The sequence below is a fragment of the Acinetobacter higginsii genome, assembly GCF_000369525.1.
In the GTDB taxonomy this organism is placed as follows: Bacteria; Pseudomonadota; Gammaproteobacteria; order Pseudomonadales; family Moraxellaceae; genus Acinetobacter; species Acinetobacter higginsii.
The window spans coordinates 2,278,901-2,293,395 of the sequence record NZ_KB850072.1; the positions used below are offsets into that span (position 1 = coordinate 2,278,901).

Genomic DNA, 14,495 nt, shown 5'->3' on the forward strand with positions numbered 1-14,495 from the left:
TACTCATGGCATCACCGAGTCATCATTTAACTGGCTTTTTTCTCAGATTCAGACTCAGTAAAACCAAGTACATAATCATTCAGATCGCATTGTGCCAAGCGAGCACGCATCTCAAAGGTGGTCCATGGCCATAAAGTACTGTTACGACCATTCCGATCGATAAAGTAGCTGCTGCATCCACCGGTATTCCACACCGTATTCGTTAATGCCGCTTGGATTTCATCATTGTATTGCTGCAATACCTCAGCACGAATTTCAACAGTTTCAATCTGCTGCGCCTGTACTTTTTTCAGCATATCCAAGATATATGCCAATTGTGCTTCAATGATGATGAGTGCCGATGAGCTGACCGCAATATTAGGACCAAACATGACAAAGGCATTTGGGCAGCTTTCGACCACCGTACCAAGGTAGCCTTGGGCACTGCCTTGCCATACTTCGTCCATGCTTTTACCATGTTTATTACGAATCTGTTTGGCAATTGGCGGATTACTGACTTCAAAGCCTGTACCAAAAATAATCGCATCGACCTCATGTTGCGATCCATCACTGGCGATCAAAGTATTGCCATGCACTTCTTCCACCCCACAACGCAATACCTCTACATTCGACTTTGCCAATGCTGGATACCATTGATTGGACTGTAATACCCGTTTGCAACCGATGGTAAAGTCAGGCAATAGTTTTTCTCGTAGCGCAGGATCTTTCACCCCTAAGCGAATATTCAATTTGGCTAAGCGTTCAATCTGGCTGACCAGTTTTGGATGGTGCATACTGGAATTTAAGGATTCAAATACGCCATAAACGCCATAACGGGTCAAACGCTGAGTGACTGGAAGTACTTTAAACAGTGCCTGAGCAAGTTTTGGTAGGCTTTGATCCATTTTTGGCAATACCCATTGTGGGGTCCGCTGCAGTAAAGTGAGTTTCTCCACTTGGGCTTGAATCTCAGGTACAAATTGAATTGCAGATGCACCTGCACCAACAACGGCAACCTTTTTACCATTTAAGTCAACATCATGATTCCATTCTGCCGAGTGGAACTGAGCCCCTTTAAATGTCTCTAAACCTTTAATCCTAGGCAATACAGGTTGATGCATTGGCCCACCCGCCATAATCGCAAAACGGGCATGAATGAGACCTTGATTGGTTTTCACCACCCAATGTTTGGCCTGATCATCCCAAGCACTTTCCAGCATTTCATAGCCAAAGCGCACATACTTTTTCACATCAAATTGGCGTGCAACATTTTGTATATAGGTCTTAATTTCTTGCTGCTGCGCAAACACCCGACTCCATTGTGGATTCGGTGCAAAAGAATAGGAATATAACGCCGAGGGCACATCACAAGCACACCCCGGATAGGTGTTGGCACGCCAGACACCGCCAATTTCATTGGCTTTTTCCAAGACCACAAAATCCGTGAAACCCGCTTGTTGTAGTTTGATGGCGGCTCCAATCCCTGCAAAGCCAGCCCCGATAATCACCACATGAAATTTTTCAATCTTCGCCATGAGTTTTAATCCTTATTTTGTCTGTGCCAATTGGCTTAAACGTTGGCTATATGCTTTGCGATCATTCTGATCCAAGCCTTTTAAAATACGGTCATCCCCAATCAGTTTTCGGAAGCCGGTATTCAGCCAATGCGGGACCAATCCATAGGCTTTCGGGGTATGGGTTAAATAATTCGGCACCGCAATTTCAGCCAGATTATGTGCGATGGCTTGAATAATCGCATTCGCCACATCTTGGGGTTCTACCGTCGGAATCGGCAAACTGTCTCCAGTTCCAGACGACAACTCAGTCAAGACTTTGGATGGTAGCACTGCCGATAAGCCAATCGGCGTGTCTCTCAGCTCTTGTTGCATCGATGCGGTTAAACCCACCACAGCAAATTTGGTCGCGCAATAAATACTGGCACCCGGAATCGGATATTTACCTGCTAGCGAAGCCACATTGACGATATGCCCTGTTTGTCGCTCCAGCATTTTGGGCAATACCGCTTTCATACCATGAATCACTCCACGTAAATTGATATCAATTTGCGCATCGGTAATGGCTTGGCTTTCCTCGACCATCGCCCCCATTGGCATAATGCCAGCGTTGTTGACCAAGATATCGATGGGACCCAATTGCTTTTCAATCTGCGCAATGAGGTCATGAAATGAGTTCTGTGAACGTACATCCAAATAGCCGCCAAAGCCTTGCACTTTTGTGGCAGCTTGCTGAGCCAACTCCAGATCAATATCGCCAATTGCCACTTTGGCGCCGAGTTTTCTAAAGGCAACGGCAGTGGCTAAACCAATCCCTCGCCCGCCACCTGTAATTAACACCACTTTGTTTAAAAAACTGTATTTTTTTCCCATGTCCAGTTCCTTTCGCCAGTCAAAAAACCATCAATTCGGAACATAATGTCACTTACGGAATGAAGTGTCAATTTTAGTTGATTTTGTTTTATCGTATTTCCGATAAAGTTCTGATAAAATTTTTAGCATGAATGATCAAACAACTCTCTCGCGTGCTGAACGCCAACGTATTCAATTACAAGCAGAAATTATTGAAGCTGCTTTTTTGGAGTTTTCTGAACGCGGTTATCATCAAACTGCGATCTCTGACATTGCCAAAAGACTGGGTATTGGTCATGGCACCTTCTATCGTCATTTTGAGAATAAAAGAGACATTCTGGATAAAGTCATTGTCGATACTATGTTCAAAATAACCGCCTTATTGGCCGATGAAAATGCGCCAGATGCGGTATCCACACTGGAGGCTTATCGCATCCAATGCGAAAGGATTTCCAGTAAATTTCAGGAATTTGCCAAAGACAATCCACGTGCGGTTCGTTTGATTTTGCTTGAAGCGACCTCAATTGATAAAGAAATGACCGCCCAAGTGCATAACCTGCTGCACCTTGGGGGGCTACTCACTGCAGACTATTTAAAAAATGGAGTGAAGTGCGGTTATTTAAAAGCTGATCTGGATACTGAAATGACAGGACATGCCATTGTCGGCATGATTATCGCTGGCGCATTTAAGTTCTTATCTGCACCTGAAGATGCCAATCTGTTAAAAAAATATAGCGATGCTGCAATTCAAATGATGATGGCGGGCATCGCTTAAAACTCAACTTTGGCTTGTGATTTATGCTGGCTTAAATGCTGGCATTTGATTTAAATAGGCCAATGCCTGTTGTGTTGACCCTTCATGTAATGGACTATGTTTGGGATTAAAATAGCGTAAGCAAGCAGCCAAGACATCACCCACACGCGGTACGCGATCCTGTCGGGCAGCACGCAAATAATCTTTAAAACGAAAACGCTGCGGTAATTGTGGATCTTTGGCAACCAAGGTTTCCACAGCCACATAGGCCAATACAATAAATAAAGGAAAGGTAACAGCAGCCGTCGCTGTTCGCAGCAGCATATTATTACTGAGATGCCGAAACATGGCATCGGCGACTTCACGATGCTCTACTTCTTCGGCACCATGCCATTGCAATAGACGTAGCATTTCCTCATCGACAGGTGCTTGTTGTAAACCTTGTGCATTGAGTACCCAATGCCCTAATACGCCCGTGAGATGTTCTGCAGCGGCAACCATGGCAAGACGAGTCTGTAACCATCTCAATTTCAAAGTAGAGTGACGCAGTTCATAACCAAATGGCTTCTGCCCCAGCATGTCATGAAAGATCCAGTTCATCAGTTGACTATATTGACTCAGATCAATCCCCAAGGCCTCAATATGTCGCGTGCCCAAGGTATGGCCATGACTGTGTGCCCCTTCCTGTTTAATAAAAGCCATGACTGCTGCTTTTAACTGTTCATCCTGGATTAGTGGCAGTGCATCTCTGAAGGTCTGACAGAACCAGCGTTCAGGTGCGGGGGTAATTGGGTTGATGACATTAAGAATCTGCGATGCCAAAGGATCATCATAAATCCAATGGCTCGGTGTTTCTGTAAAATCAAATACGGGACGTCGAGGAACAATGTGATGGTTTTGTTTGATGAATCCGCGCATAAAAGAACTCCTTATCTACAAGACCTTGGGTATTAATCCTGCGTCAAAATGTTAAAACCCATCCGTGGTCCAAATGCCACTAATGTTCGAATCAGCCCTTTAATTGCCTTTGGTTTCTGACCACTACTAATGCGGCGGAATTGAGCTGCATGCCAAGCCAATTGCAAATAAGCATCGATAGGCTTATAGCCAACTACAGGAATTTTTGCAGCTTCGGTGACAGATTTCCCAGCCAAGAGCTGTTTGGCTAAATCGGGCTGTAAAGCAAAAGGACGAGCCAAACCGACGACATCCACCGTGCCATCGCTCACCAATCGATTCATCACCTCTACATCGCGTAGCCCACCTGTCAGCATTAGCGGCATTTGACTTTGTTGGCGCAATGCCGTGGCATAATCCAGAAAATAAGCATCGCGCTGAACCTGACGATCAGGGGCATAGCCCAGTTGCGCAGGAGATTCATAATTACCTCCAGACACTTCCAATAAATCTATACCCTCAGCTGCTAATGCTAGAGCAACGTGCAGTGATTCCTCCTGACTCAGCCCACCTTTTTGGAAATCGGCAGAATTCAATTTGACACTGAGGATTTTATTCTTGCCAATTGCCCGTCGCACAGCTCGAACCGTTTCAATCAAGATACGACGACGATTTTCTGGGTTGCCTCCCCATTGATCGGTACGGGTATTGGCCAAAGGCGATAAAAATTGAGATAACAAATAGCCATGTGCCGCATGGACTTGTACACCATCAAAGCCTGCCTGCACCGCCAATGCCGCTGTGCTGGCAAAACGCTGTATTTGTTCTAAAATTTCTGTTTCAGTCATGGACCGCGGGACACGAATCAAATTCATTGCGGGTAAATCTAAGCCTACTGCTGAAGGTGCAATCGGCTTTTTAAATAAAGGTAGCACCGCAACCCGACCTGAATGATTAATTTGCATCATGATCTTGCTGCCATTGGCCTGCGCTGCTTGGGCCCAAAGTTTATGCGCTTGCAAGAATTGTTCATCTTCCAACACCACATTTCGTGGCTCAACAAAGGCACGATGGTCAACCATGACATTGCCTGTTATTAACAAACCCGTACCGCCTCTGGCCCATGCCGCATAGAGTTGCTGTAAATCTGTGGTGGGCGAGCCATGTCGATCAGCCAATTGTTCACTCATGGCAGACTTTGCAATTCGGTTCGGGATAGTGATGCCACATGCCAAAGCTAATGGTTGTTGTAAAGGTGAATTGCTAACATTTGATTGTGTCATTTTTACTGTTCCTCAAACTCTGATCGATATAGATCGATGTCATCTGTTTTATTCATTTTTCTGAGTAAATCTTTAATTCAATCTGGGCTTATCCTCTATAAAACCCGTGGATTAAATTGACGCAATAAAAACAACGGGGTGCGTAATCGAGGAATCTGAATCGGTGGGATCAAGCCACCCGATAAATCCACCCGATGTAAGCGCGCATCCACCACTTTGCCTAAGCCCATTTCATGCAAAGGATCATTTACCGTTCCAGTAAAACGTAATTTCATCTCCACACGACGGACCTCAACAACATGCTCTTTCGGGGTGAATCGAACTTCTCGAGGTAAACCTAACCCCAAACCACCTGTGATATTGCGATGTGGCAAACCTAAAATGGGCGGTGCATCCTGTAGCACCTCACCTAGTTTGGCATCCATTTCAATCAGCACCGTCCCACGACGTGATGCTTGGCTGATGATGTGTGAACCATCATTATCCCAACTGATTTCCCCAATTTTTTTCGGATAACCCAGCAACTCACGCCCAATAATCATGGCGCGATCATCATCCAGTATCATCCACGGGCAAAAGATGCCGGTTTTATTGCCGACCTGAATATGTACAAAGAGTCCCGCTTCGTGATAGGCCCCCGTATACACATTTTCAGGGAAATAGGCACAAAATAAATCCGCTCTGGCTGGTTTCGTCAACTTCATTCCTGCGGGCAACCAACGCGCCATTCGCTTCTCATCGACCTCAACCACCACAGTTAAATATTGGGCATTGTGATAGAGCTTATTCCCGATATTTGCGATACCGATAGGCGTGCGTAAATCTTGGATCAACTGTCTCATGCTTTTAATCTCGAAAACACCTGCTTTAAAATCGGCAATAAAATGATGCGCGGGGTATAACGTCCGCCCAAAGTTTGTGCCTGTGCAATCAAACCTGGAATCACAATACGGCGATTACATTCCATACCTTGAATGGCTTCTTTAGCTACACGTTCTGCAGTTACCCAAACCAAACTGCCACCTACACCATTAATTTTTGTTATGCCAGCAACTTCATTAAAACCTGTGATGGTGGGACCAGGTGCCAATAAGGTACAGCTCACCCCAGTACCGCTCAGTTCACTATGCAGTGATTCGGCAAAAGAATTGGCAAAGGCTTTGCTTGCCGCATAAGTGGCATTGGCTGGTGTGGGTTGATGACCTGAGGTAGATCCAACAATCAGAATGGCACCCCGTCGTTTCTGAATCATATTGGGCAATACTGCCAATGTCAGATCCTGTACAGCCACTACATTTAGCTCGGTCTGTTCACGTTCACGGTCAGCATCTAAGTGCTGCAATCGTCCAAAAGTGGCAAAGCCTGCGTTATTGCATAAAATCGCGACATCCAGCTGCTCGAGTTCCTGACGGAATTGAGTTCTTGCCTCACGATCCGCGAGATCACAAGGACGTAACATCACCTCAACTTGATATTTTTGACCTAAATGCAGCGCCAAAGCCTCAAGCTTATCGACTCGTCGTGCCACCAGAACAAGCGAATAGCCACGTGCAGCGAATTGTTTTGCCAGTTCTTCACCAATACCAGACGATGCGCCAGTAATCACAACGGGGGAATCTTTAATAGGAAGAGGTAAACTCATTACCAATACTCAGATCAATAGAATAAGCCTAGTATCAGAGAGCTAAAACTTGAGCGTGAGCGGTAATTCAGCCATACTGCTAATCATTTTCGGCCAGCATAAAATAAAAAAATGAAAGATCCCTATGGCTTGTCTAAAGCCAGTATCCCGATTTCATATGCACATTTATTATTAGAAATCATGGTTGAAAAAGGTTTTTCTGCTTCCGAAATTCTATACCAAAGCAAAATACCGTCAGCACTTCTGCATCAAGTCGATGCCCGTATTACTCCAATCCAATGGTCAAAATTGGCATGGGTCAGTTTAGGGCTGGCGCAAGACTGTGGTCTGGGATATGAATATGGGCTGAAACTTCGTTTAACTGCGCATGGTCCAATGGGTTATGCCCTAATGAGCAGCCCCTCACTCAAACATGCTATTGCCTTGGCCAGTCAATTTTTTAATATGCGGCTGAAAGATTATCGCATTGATTGTTACCAAGAAAATCTCGTTTCAATTATTGAAATTCAACAAACCCATCCCGTGGTCAGTCAGCAGCTTGTGCAGGCAGAGATACTGAGACGTTTCTTTTATGAATGCCTGATGATTGGCGTGGTTCACACAGCACAGGCCTTAGCTGAGCATGATTTTTCGGATGTTGAACTGCATGTCGACTGGGCTGAACCGCCCTACCATCAAAAATTTCAGCCCCAACTTCCAAGCATTCGCTTTAATCAAACTCACAATCAAATTCGTTATCCTGCTGCCATCCTTAACCTCTGCACCAAAATGGCAGATCCAACGGCTTTTCAACAGGCCTTGGCCCAATGTGAAGCCGAACAAATCCGTTTTTCCGAAACCATTCAAGATATTGGACTCAGGGTCAAAACCGAGTTGCAGCTCACTCCACAAAAAGGCTACCCGAGTTTAGATAGCATTGCCGAACGCTTGCATACCTCCAGCAGAACCCTAAGACGAAAGTTAGATCAAGCAGGTTATTCTTATCTGGGGTTATTAGATGAAGTCAGATATCAACAGGCAAAACAGCTGTTACTCAATCCACACATGGAAGTACAGGATATTGCACTGTACTTAGGCTATCTACAACCGGCCAACTTTGCCCGTGCATTTAAGAAATGGAGTGGGCTTACACCCAGTCAATTTCGTCAAACTCAAACTTAAGCTGCCCAGAATATATTTAGGTCAGGTCGGTGCATCTCGACCTGACGCCAACATAATTATTTTACAGCCGCTTGTATCAAGCCTTTTAACTGCTCAATTTCAGCCCCTGTCGCAGCTTGCAAAGGCGATCTTGGCGAACCAACCGAGAAGCCCAATAAGTTGAGTCCCGATTTTACTGTTTTCGGTAAGCCACCTTTGACAATAAAGCTCAGCACAGGTAATTGCTGATAAAATATCGCCTGCGCTTTTGGCAGATCACCTTGTTGAATCGCTTGATACAATTGCTTTGGCAGATGACCCAACAAATTCGGCGCAGCAGTACACCAACCTGTTGCTCCAGCACAGAAGGCTTCTAGCGCCAATGGATTAGAACCGTTATAAAATGGCAACTTTCCTCGGCTCAATGCATGAAATTTATGCATGCGCTGAATATCACCAGTGCTGTCTTTGACCATGCAAATATTGTCGATCTCATTAAACATCTTCACAATCAATTCAGGTGTCATATCAATACCGCTGGTGGCAGGATTGTTATAGACCATGATCGGCAATTTTACCGATGCGGCAATCTGCTGATAATAATCATAGATTTCCTGATCAGTGAGTTTCCAGTAAGAGACGGGAATCACCATAATCACATCTGCACCCAATTCTTCCGCTTTTTTGGCTTTCTGAATCGCTATGGCAGTGGTCAGCTCAGAAATCCCAACAATCACCGGAACACGCTGATTCACCACTGCAATTGTGGTTTGTGCCACCTGCTGCCATTCTTGCCAAGTTAAATAGGCACTTTCTCCTGCACTGCCTAAAGGTGCAATCGCATCACATTGTGATTCAAGCAGCGCATTTAAACTGATGCTCAGGGCGTCAAGATCAAGCTGTTGGCCGTCTGCTTTAAATGGCGTGACGGGATAAGCAATAATGCCTTCAATTTTCATGTGCTTTACTCCTCGATACACTTTTTATGGTTTTTCAATGCCTTACGTGCATAATAGGCAAAATTGACTTTGTTACGCTTATCTGTAGACAGCCAGTCATGGGCTTCTTTTGCCAGTTCATGCGGAATCGGTTGAATCTGCCCTGCCGACATGGCTAACAGTTGCAAACGTGCGGCACGTTCAATCAGCAGTGCCAAATTACAAGCTTCTTCAATGCTCTTGCCTGCCACCAATTGGCCATGATGAGACAACAATACCGCCCGATTTTTTCCCAAGGCTTCGGAAATAAAAATGCCTTCTTCATTACCTACTGGCACTCCTGGCCATTCACCGACAAAGGAACAATCCTCATACAAGGCACAGGTATCCATTTGCGAGATGGCCAGTGGTACACGTAGCATCGACAAGGCTGCAATATGAGTGGGATGGGTATGGATAATGCAATTCACTTCAGGATGCTGCTGATAAATCCAAGTATGGAAACGGTTGGCTGGATTGGCCATGCCTTGCTGATCTAAAGGTTTGAGGTCTTGATCCACGACCAACAAATTGGCGGCGGTAATTTCATCAAAACCCAAACCAAAACGTTGCGTAATAAAGCTATTTTCTTGCTCGGCACGACAGGTAATTTGCCCTGCCAAGCCTGCATCATGACCATGATCAAATAAAATACGACAGGTCAAAGCCAACTTCTGTCGATCACTGTAATTGACCTCTTGAATCAAATTCATATTCTGCTGCGCAGTTTGCATCAATTGCTGTTTGCTGAGTAATGCGGTTTGCATAAGACCACCTCGCTACGGTTGATTTGTGGATGGGACAGATGCAGAATACGAAGTCAGTGGATGAGTTAAAATATCCAGTTTCTAAAACTTATATGGTCCAGATCAGCATGCAGCAGCCATGGAAGATTCGTCTTCATCTTGAAGACCGAGAGGAAAAAACCATCTTTCTGAAGTTGGCCAATCAGATTATTGAAGAGATTCTGTCTGGGCGGCTCAGTTCAGGTTCGCGCCTGTCTGGCTCGCGCTCGCTTGCCGATGAATTAAGAATTAATCGTAAAACCGTACAGTCGGTTTATGAGGATTTAGAGGCACAAGGTTGGTTGATCTCTAAGCCACGCCAAGGTACTTTTGTGGCGGAGAATCTGCCCGAGTTAAAACATAAAAAGATCGATGCGGCGATAGAACCCAATTCATCGCCGAGTACAACAAGTCCAGTAGCAATTAAGAATGATGGCATTCCAGATACGCGTCTAATCCCTTATGAATTATTTTCCCGCGCCTATCGACACGCCCTGATTCAAGTGACCCGTTCTCAGATCATGGGCTATGGCGATCCACAAGGCAGTATTGAGTTACGTCAGGCATTGCTGCAAATGCTGTCGATGGAACGTTTTATTAAAACCACAATTGACAATATCTGTGTGGTTCGTGGCAGCCAAATGGGGATTTTTTTAGCGGCTCGTGTGCTGGCAAAACAAAGCTCACCACGCAAAGTGATTGTGGTGGAACACTGGTCTTATCCTCCTGCTGTCGAAACCTTTTTATCGCATCATTATCACATCGTTCGGGTTCGACTAGATCAACAGGGTCTTGATATTGAACATCTGGAAAAAATATTAGAAAAGTATGCTGTAGCTGCAATCTATACCACACCACATCATCAATATCCCACTACCGTGACCATGGCCATGGATCGACGCCTAAAACTATTGGAACTGTCGAAAACGTATGATTTTTATATTATTGAAGATGACTATGACCATGAGTTTCACTATGACAGCCGTCCGATTCCACCGCTGATCAGCCTACCGCATGCAGAAAAAGTTATTCATATTGGTTCGCTGTCCAAGGTGTTTGCCCCAAGTCTACGAATTGGTTATGTGGTCGCCAATCGAGACATCATCCATGCCATGAATCAGGATATTTTATTGATCGATAAACAAGGCAATATCATCACTGAATTGGCAATGGCAGAACTGATGCAACAGGGAGAAATCAAACGCCATATCCGCAAGATGCGCAAGGTTTATCAACAACGGCGTGACTTTGCGCTGGGTCACTTGCAAGCGGTATTTAAAGATCAGGTCGAAATCAACTCACCGTTGGGGGGTATGGCCTTATGGGTCAAATTTAAATTTCCCTATCGTGCTGAATATGCCGAGCTACTGAATCAACTACATATTGATGCCGAAGCGCATTTTGCCGAGCAAAGTCAGCAATCCAATGAGCATTTTCATATCCGCTTTGGGTATGCCGCCATTAATGAAACTGAAATTTCAAACATCATCCGCTTGCTCTATGAGGCATTTCAACTCAACGATTGAATGCGCATAATTTTATAATCCTAAGCGCAACTCCTGACTCCATGTTGACTTAGGTTGTTGGTACAGATGCCAGCAAGTCTGTTGCAGTGATTGCATCAATTCATGCTGTGCAGTTTGCCAATGTGGCACTACACAATACACCACATGAATGCCCTTAGGGTGGAACTCTCTGGCTAAGGACTGTGCTAAAGCGCGAATACTGGCAGACATGCTTTGACTGAATAAATCCTGCTCCGATTCGACTGGTTGCTGAGTCCCTAGAAAAATCAAGGTACCTTGCTGTTTAGGCAGCATCTGCCGAATTACGGCCTGGGCAATACTGACCGCCGTTAAACCTGTGTTTTGCCAATAGTCCTCAAGCTGTTCAGCAGACAATACATGGCTATTTTCGGGCAGCACAAAGTCAGGTTGAAAAATACATAAATCGACAAAATGCCCTGCTTTCTGAATCTGCTGTATAACACTTTTTAGCGCAGCAGCATCAAGTAGATTGAGTCGAACAGCGGTCAGCCCTTCCGCTTGAGCCTCGATCTGTGGTTGTATTTTTGTCGCATCATGCTGCAGTTGATAAACAGGCATAGCATCGTAGTGAACTTGCCCAACAAAAAGTTGACTCAGTTGCTGGACATGATTGCCCACGATCACCATACAGCCCTTGGTTTTTTGTTTGGATTTAAACCATTGTGGCAACAACTTACTCATCTTAGAATTTCTCCTGATAAGGACGTAGGTCCAGTTCATGCGTCCATAAATCAACATTTTGCTGATAGAGCATCCAATAATTTTCGGCAATTGCCTCAATATTTAAACCACCTGTGCCACGAGTTAACCGCGCCAGCCGTCCCAAGCCCCATAAGGCTTTATTGACACGATCACCATCGACCATGCCATCCACCACCACATGCGCTACATGGATATTTTGAGGGCGATATAGCGCTGCCAAATTTAAGGCGTAGCTTCTCAGCGCAGACTTACCCATGGTAAATGCAGCAAAAAAAGGTTTCCCGCGCAATGAGGCACTGGCACCAGTAAAAATCAAGGTGCCCTGCTGCTGTTCTTGAAAAATGGGCAAACTACGCTGCGCCACGAGTACCGCAGATAAAAAGGTCGAACGCCACATTTGGCTAAAAAACTTTAAACTGCTCTGTAAAAAGATCGAAGGAATATTGCCACCGACATTATGGATCACGGCTGCCAATGCTTCTGGCTGATCATTTAAATGCTCAAACAAAGCCTGAACCTGTTGCTCATTTTCAGCATCCAGTGCATAGGCCACTGCCTGCCCACCTTGAGCATTAATTGTTGCAGCCACCTTTTCAACTTTATTGAGCGTTCGCCCCACCACGTAGACTTTGAATTGCTCATGGGCAAAACGGCGACACACCGCTGCACCAATGCCCTGTTCTGCCCCAACACCAATCACCACTACGATCGCGGTGGGTTGGTTCGGGGCTTGATTGACCTGACTCATAATTGTTGTATCCAGTGCTGAATATGCGGATAGCTGTTAATTTTTGGCTCCCAGATTTTACTGGTACGTATTACCTCTAATAGTTGAGAACCGACTGCAATATCGGCAATGGTTTTGGCTTCACCGACCAACCAGCCCGTTTGACCTAACACCAATTCAATACGCTCTAAGTGTCGTGTAAATTCTGCTTCGATATCAGCCTTTGCCATACGCCCTGTACCTTGCATCTTCACTTGCATATTCAGAGCTGCCTTGAGCAAAGGTTTCATCAGTACAACCTCATGCTTAGGACGACCTTCCGCACTGATTGCCACCGCATGATTCAAAGCATCAGCATCACTGACCCGAAAATACACTTCATAGAAATATAACAACTCGTCCGACCAGTCTTCCCACAATTCAACATAGGCTTTTTGTAATGGGTCAAATGGATATAAACGTGGCAAATCTGGATACGCTTCATCCAAATAACGGGCAATGCGGGTACTGTCCTGAATGCGTTGTCCGTTGATGTCCAGCACAGGGACTTTGCCCACTTTACTCAACATTGGGACTTTGGCCCCCAATACCCCGTTATAATTCACGGTTTCAAATGGAATGCCTTTAAACGCTAACATCCGTGCGACTTTTTTGCAGAATGGTGAAATTTCCCATTGATGTAAGACCACTGTACTCATTGTTATCTATCCATTTTTATTGAATTCATCTCGGTGATAAGCGAGCAGCTTGGTGCTCACTCAACTTATCTTACAGATATTTGTCCCTTTGGCGATGCATTCATGTAGATGATTTTCTCTACAATTTATTAATGCACGAAAGTCGACTGCTCTGGAGACAAACCAATTTTGATTTTGGTTTTTGCCACAATGTCAGACTCATCGGTATCATTGGGATGGAAGTCACGACGATAATAAGAAAAAAATTGTGGCACCAATTTTCGATAGGCCTGCACAGTAAAGCCTGCAAATTTAGCCCACGATTTTAAATTCAGTAATTGCTTATCTCTGGACATCAATACCACTTGGTAGACATTTGAGAAGGTCGTGATGAGGACCAAACTCAGGCTAAAAATCGCAACCCGTGGGATATAGGCATCGAGACCTTTGCCATAGAGATATTCATACATATCATAGGCAACTGCCTTGTGTTCGGTTTCTTCCACACTGTGCCATAACCATAGATTCCGAATAGTGGTATCAGTCATTAATTCATTGACGTTTTTCATCATCTCCACCACCAGTACTGCGGTGTAATGTTCCAAACCAACTGTCACCAAGAGATTCCACTTTTTCGGAAAAGTTCGTTCAATCGCTTTAAGGATAATACCTGTCACTTTTTCCAGTGATTCGGGGTCTAGGCCATATTGTTGTGCACTGACATGAAAGGCATGATGCTCCTTGGAATGCATGGCTTCCTGACCAATAAATGCACCAATATCACGATCCAATTGCGGGTTGCTTTTGACTTGATCTCGTAAAGCCCTGACTGAACGGACAAAGTAAGACTCTCCTTCTGGAAATAGAGTGGAAAGTCCCGTGAAATAATGGGTAAAGGTTGGTTCATCATTACACCAGTATTTGGGCATATCCTGAAATTCATAATCCATACGGCGGACTGGAAATGATGCAGGTATCTTTTGCTTTGATTTTTCTTTTAACGCTGACGCAGACATAAC

General features: G+C 44.8%; 15 protein-coding genes. 3 read left to right on the forward strand and 12 right to left on the reverse strand.

All coding sequences use genetic code 11. From position 1 onward, the window contains the following. Nucleotides 1-26: 26 nt before the first annotated feature. Nucleotides 27-1,514, reverse strand: coding sequence for a flavin-containing monooxygenase (locus F902_RS16835; protein ID WP_005205294.1), 1,488 nt, complete (start codon nucleotides 1,512-1,514; stop codon nucleotides 27-29). A gap of 12 nt (nucleotides 1,515-1,526) precedes the next feature. After that, on the reverse strand, nucleotides 1,527-2,366 hold the full coding sequence (locus tag F902_RS16840; protein WP_004805328.1) for an SDR family oxidoreductase: 840 nt from the start codon (nucleotides 2,364-2,366) through the stop codon (nucleotides 1,527-1,529). A 127-nt stretch (nucleotides 2,367-2,493) separates the two neighbouring features. Here F902_RS16840 and F902_RS16845 point away from each other — a divergent pair, with 127 nt between their 5' ends. Further along, complete coding sequence (locus F902_RS16845) at nucleotides 2,494-3,120, forward strand: TetR/AcrR family transcriptional regulator (RefSeq protein ID WP_004805327.1); 627 nt, start codon at nucleotides 2,494-2,496, stop codon at nucleotides 3,118-3,120. A gap of 21 nt (nucleotides 3,121-3,141) precedes the next feature. Here F902_RS16845 and F902_RS16850 read toward each other — a convergent pair whose 3' ends face one another. From F902_RS16850 to F902_RS16865, 4 genes are all read right to left on the reverse strand, one after another. Next, nucleotides 3,142-4,017 carry a metal-dependent hydrolase gene (locus F902_RS16850; protein ID WP_005205296.1) on the reverse strand — a complete coding sequence of 292 codons (876 nt, stop codon included), beginning with the start codon at nucleotides 4,015-4,017 and terminating at the stop codon, nucleotides 3,142-3,144. Nucleotides 4,018-4,049: 32 nt separating this feature from the next. Next, nucleotides 4,050-5,279, reverse strand: a complete 1,230-nt coding sequence (locus F902_RS16855; protein WP_005205299.1) for an NADH:flavin oxidoreductase/NADH oxidase family protein — start codon at nucleotides 5,277-5,279, stop codon at nucleotides 4,050-4,052. 95 nt (nucleotides 5,280-5,374) lie between these two features. Continuing rightward, the gene (locus F902_RS16860) at nucleotides 5,375-6,121 is read right to left on the reverse strand and encodes an acetoacetate decarboxylase family protein (RefSeq protein ID WP_005205302.1); all 747 of its coding nucleotides are present in this window, start codon (nucleotides 6,119-6,121) and stop codon (nucleotides 5,375-5,377) included. Beyond that, entirely contained in the window at nucleotides 6,118-6,921 is an 804-nt protein-coding gene (locus tag F902_RS16865; protein WP_005205305.1) for an SDR family NAD(P)-dependent oxidoreductase, read from the reverse strand. Before F902_RS16865 ends, F902_RS16860 begins: the two co-directional genes overlap by 4 nt. 111 nt (nucleotides 6,922-7,032) lie before the next feature. On the opposite strand from F902_RS16865, the gene F902_RS16870 reads away from it, so the two are divergent. Next, a complete protein-coding gene (locus tag F902_RS16870) occupies nucleotides 7,033-8,082 on the forward strand; it encodes a helix-turn-helix transcriptional regulator (protein WP_005205307.1) in 1,050 nt (349 codons plus the stop codon). A gap of 56 nt (nucleotides 8,083-8,138) precedes the next feature. On the opposite strand, the gene F902_RS16875 is transcribed toward F902_RS16870, so the two are convergent. Both F902_RS16875 and F902_RS16880 read right to left on the reverse strand, forming a co-directional pair. After that, a complete protein-coding gene (locus F902_RS16875) occupies nucleotides 8,139-9,020 on the reverse strand; it encodes a dihydrodipicolinate synthase family protein (protein ID WP_005205309.1) in 882 nt (293 codons plus the stop codon). Between the two features lie 5 nt (nucleotides 9,021-9,025). Further along, nucleotides 9,026-9,805 carry an aldolase gene (locus F902_RS16880; protein ID WP_005205311.1) on the reverse strand — a complete coding sequence of 260 codons (780 nt, stop codon included), beginning with the start codon at nucleotides 9,803-9,805 and terminating at the stop codon, nucleotides 9,026-9,028. A 38-nt stretch (nucleotides 9,806-9,843) separates the two neighbouring features. Here F902_RS16880 and pdxR point away from each other — a divergent pair, with 38 nt between their 5' ends. After that, complete coding sequence (gene pdxR / locus F902_RS16885) at nucleotides 9,844-11,349, forward strand: MocR-like pyridoxine biosynthesis transcription factor PdxR (RefSeq protein ID WP_005205314.1); 1,506 nt, start codon at nucleotides 9,844-9,846, stop codon at nucleotides 11,347-11,349. A 12-nt stretch (nucleotides 11,350-11,361) separates the two neighbouring features. Here pdxR and F902_RS16890 read toward each other — a convergent pair whose 3' ends face one another. The 4 genes from F902_RS16890 to F902_RS16905 form a co-directional block, all read right to left on the reverse strand. Continuing rightward, the gene (locus tag F902_RS16890; RefSeq protein ID WP_005205316.1) at nucleotides 11,362-12,051 is read right to left on the reverse strand and encodes an SDR family NAD(P)-dependent oxidoreductase; all 690 of its coding nucleotides are present in this window, start codon (nucleotides 12,049-12,051) and stop codon (nucleotides 11,362-11,364) included. A 1-nt stretch (nucleotide 12,052) separates the two neighbouring features. Next, complete coding sequence (locus tag F902_RS16895) at nucleotides 12,053-12,820, reverse strand: SDR family NAD(P)-dependent oxidoreductase (protein WP_005205318.1); 768 nt, start codon at nucleotides 12,818-12,820, stop codon at nucleotides 12,053-12,055. Next, a complete protein-coding gene (locus F902_RS16900) occupies nucleotides 12,817-13,497 on the reverse strand; it encodes a glutathione S-transferase family protein (RefSeq protein ID WP_005205320.1) in 681 nt (226 codons plus the stop codon). The genes F902_RS16895 and F902_RS16900 overlap by 4 nt, the downstream gene beginning before the upstream one ends. Nucleotides 13,498-13,625: 128 nt before the next feature. Continuing rightward, nucleotides 13,626-14,492 carry a metal-dependent hydrolase gene (locus tag F902_RS16905; RefSeq protein WP_005190682.1) on the reverse strand — a complete coding sequence of 289 codons (867 nt, stop codon included), beginning with the start codon at nucleotides 14,490-14,492 and terminating at the stop codon, nucleotides 13,626-13,628. Nucleotides 14,493-14,495 lie beyond the last annotated feature (3 nt).

What these genes read in the sequence shown, in the direction of transcription:
- F902_RS16895 (WP_005205318.1), bottom strand. Translation starts at nt 12,820, where the DNA reads ATGAGTCAGGTCAATCAAGCCCCGAACCAACCCACCGCGATCGTAGTG.
- F902_RS16855 (WP_005205299.1), bottom strand. Translation starts at nt 5,279, where the DNA reads ATGACACAATCAAATGTTAGCAATTCACCTTTACAACAACCATTAGCT.
- F902_RS16845 (WP_004805327.1), top strand. Translation starts at nt 2,494, where the DNA reads ATGAATGATCAAACAACTCTCTCGCGTGCTGAACGCCAACGTATTCAA.
- F902_RS16835 (WP_005205294.1), bottom strand. Translation starts at nt 1,514, where the DNA reads ATGGCGAAGATTGAAAAATTTCATGTGGTGATTATCGGGGCTGGCTTT.
- F902_RS16865 (WP_005205305.1), bottom strand. Translation starts at nt 6,921, where the DNA reads ATGAGTTTACCTCTTCCTATTAAAGATTCCCCCGTTGTGATTACTGGC.
- F902_RS16840 (WP_004805328.1), bottom strand. Translation starts at nt 2,366, where the DNA reads ATGGGAAAAAAATACAGTTTTTTAAACAAAGTGGTGTTAATTACAGGT.
- F902_RS16860 (WP_005205302.1), bottom strand. Translation starts at nt 6,121, where the DNA reads ATGAGACAGTTGATCCAAGATTTACGCACGCCTATCGGTATCGCAAAT.
- F902_RS16850 (WP_005205296.1), bottom strand. Translation starts at nt 4,017, where the DNA reads ATGCGCGGATTCATCAAACAAAACCATCACATTGTTCCTCGACGTCCC.
- F902_RS16900 (WP_005205320.1), bottom strand. Translation starts at nt 13,497, where the DNA reads ATGAGTACAGTGGTCTTACATCAATGGGAAATTTCACCATTCTGCAAA.
- F902_RS16905 (WP_005190682.1), bottom strand. Translation starts at nt 14,492, where the DNA reads ATGTCTGCGTCAGCGTTAAAAGAAAAATCAAAGCAAAAGATACCTGCA.
- F902_RS16875 (WP_005205309.1), bottom strand. Translation starts at nt 9,020, where the DNA reads ATGAAAATTGAAGGCATTATTGCTTATCCCGTCACGCCATTTAAAGCA.
- pdxR (WP_005205314.1), top strand. Translation starts at nt 9,844, where the DNA reads ATGCAGAATACGAAGTCAGTGGATGAGTTAAAATATCCAGTTTCTAAA.
- F902_RS16870 (WP_005205307.1), top strand. Translation starts at nt 7,033, where the DNA reads ATGAAAGATCCCTATGGCTTGTCTAAAGCCAGTATCCCGATTTCATAT.
- F902_RS16880 (WP_005205311.1), bottom strand. Translation starts at nt 9,805, where the DNA reads ATGCAAACCGCATTACTCAGCAAACAGCAATTGATGCAAACTGCGCAG.
- F902_RS16890 (WP_005205316.1), bottom strand. Translation starts at nt 12,051, where the DNA reads ATGAGTAAGTTGTTGCCACAATGGTTTAAATCCAAACAAAAAACCAAG.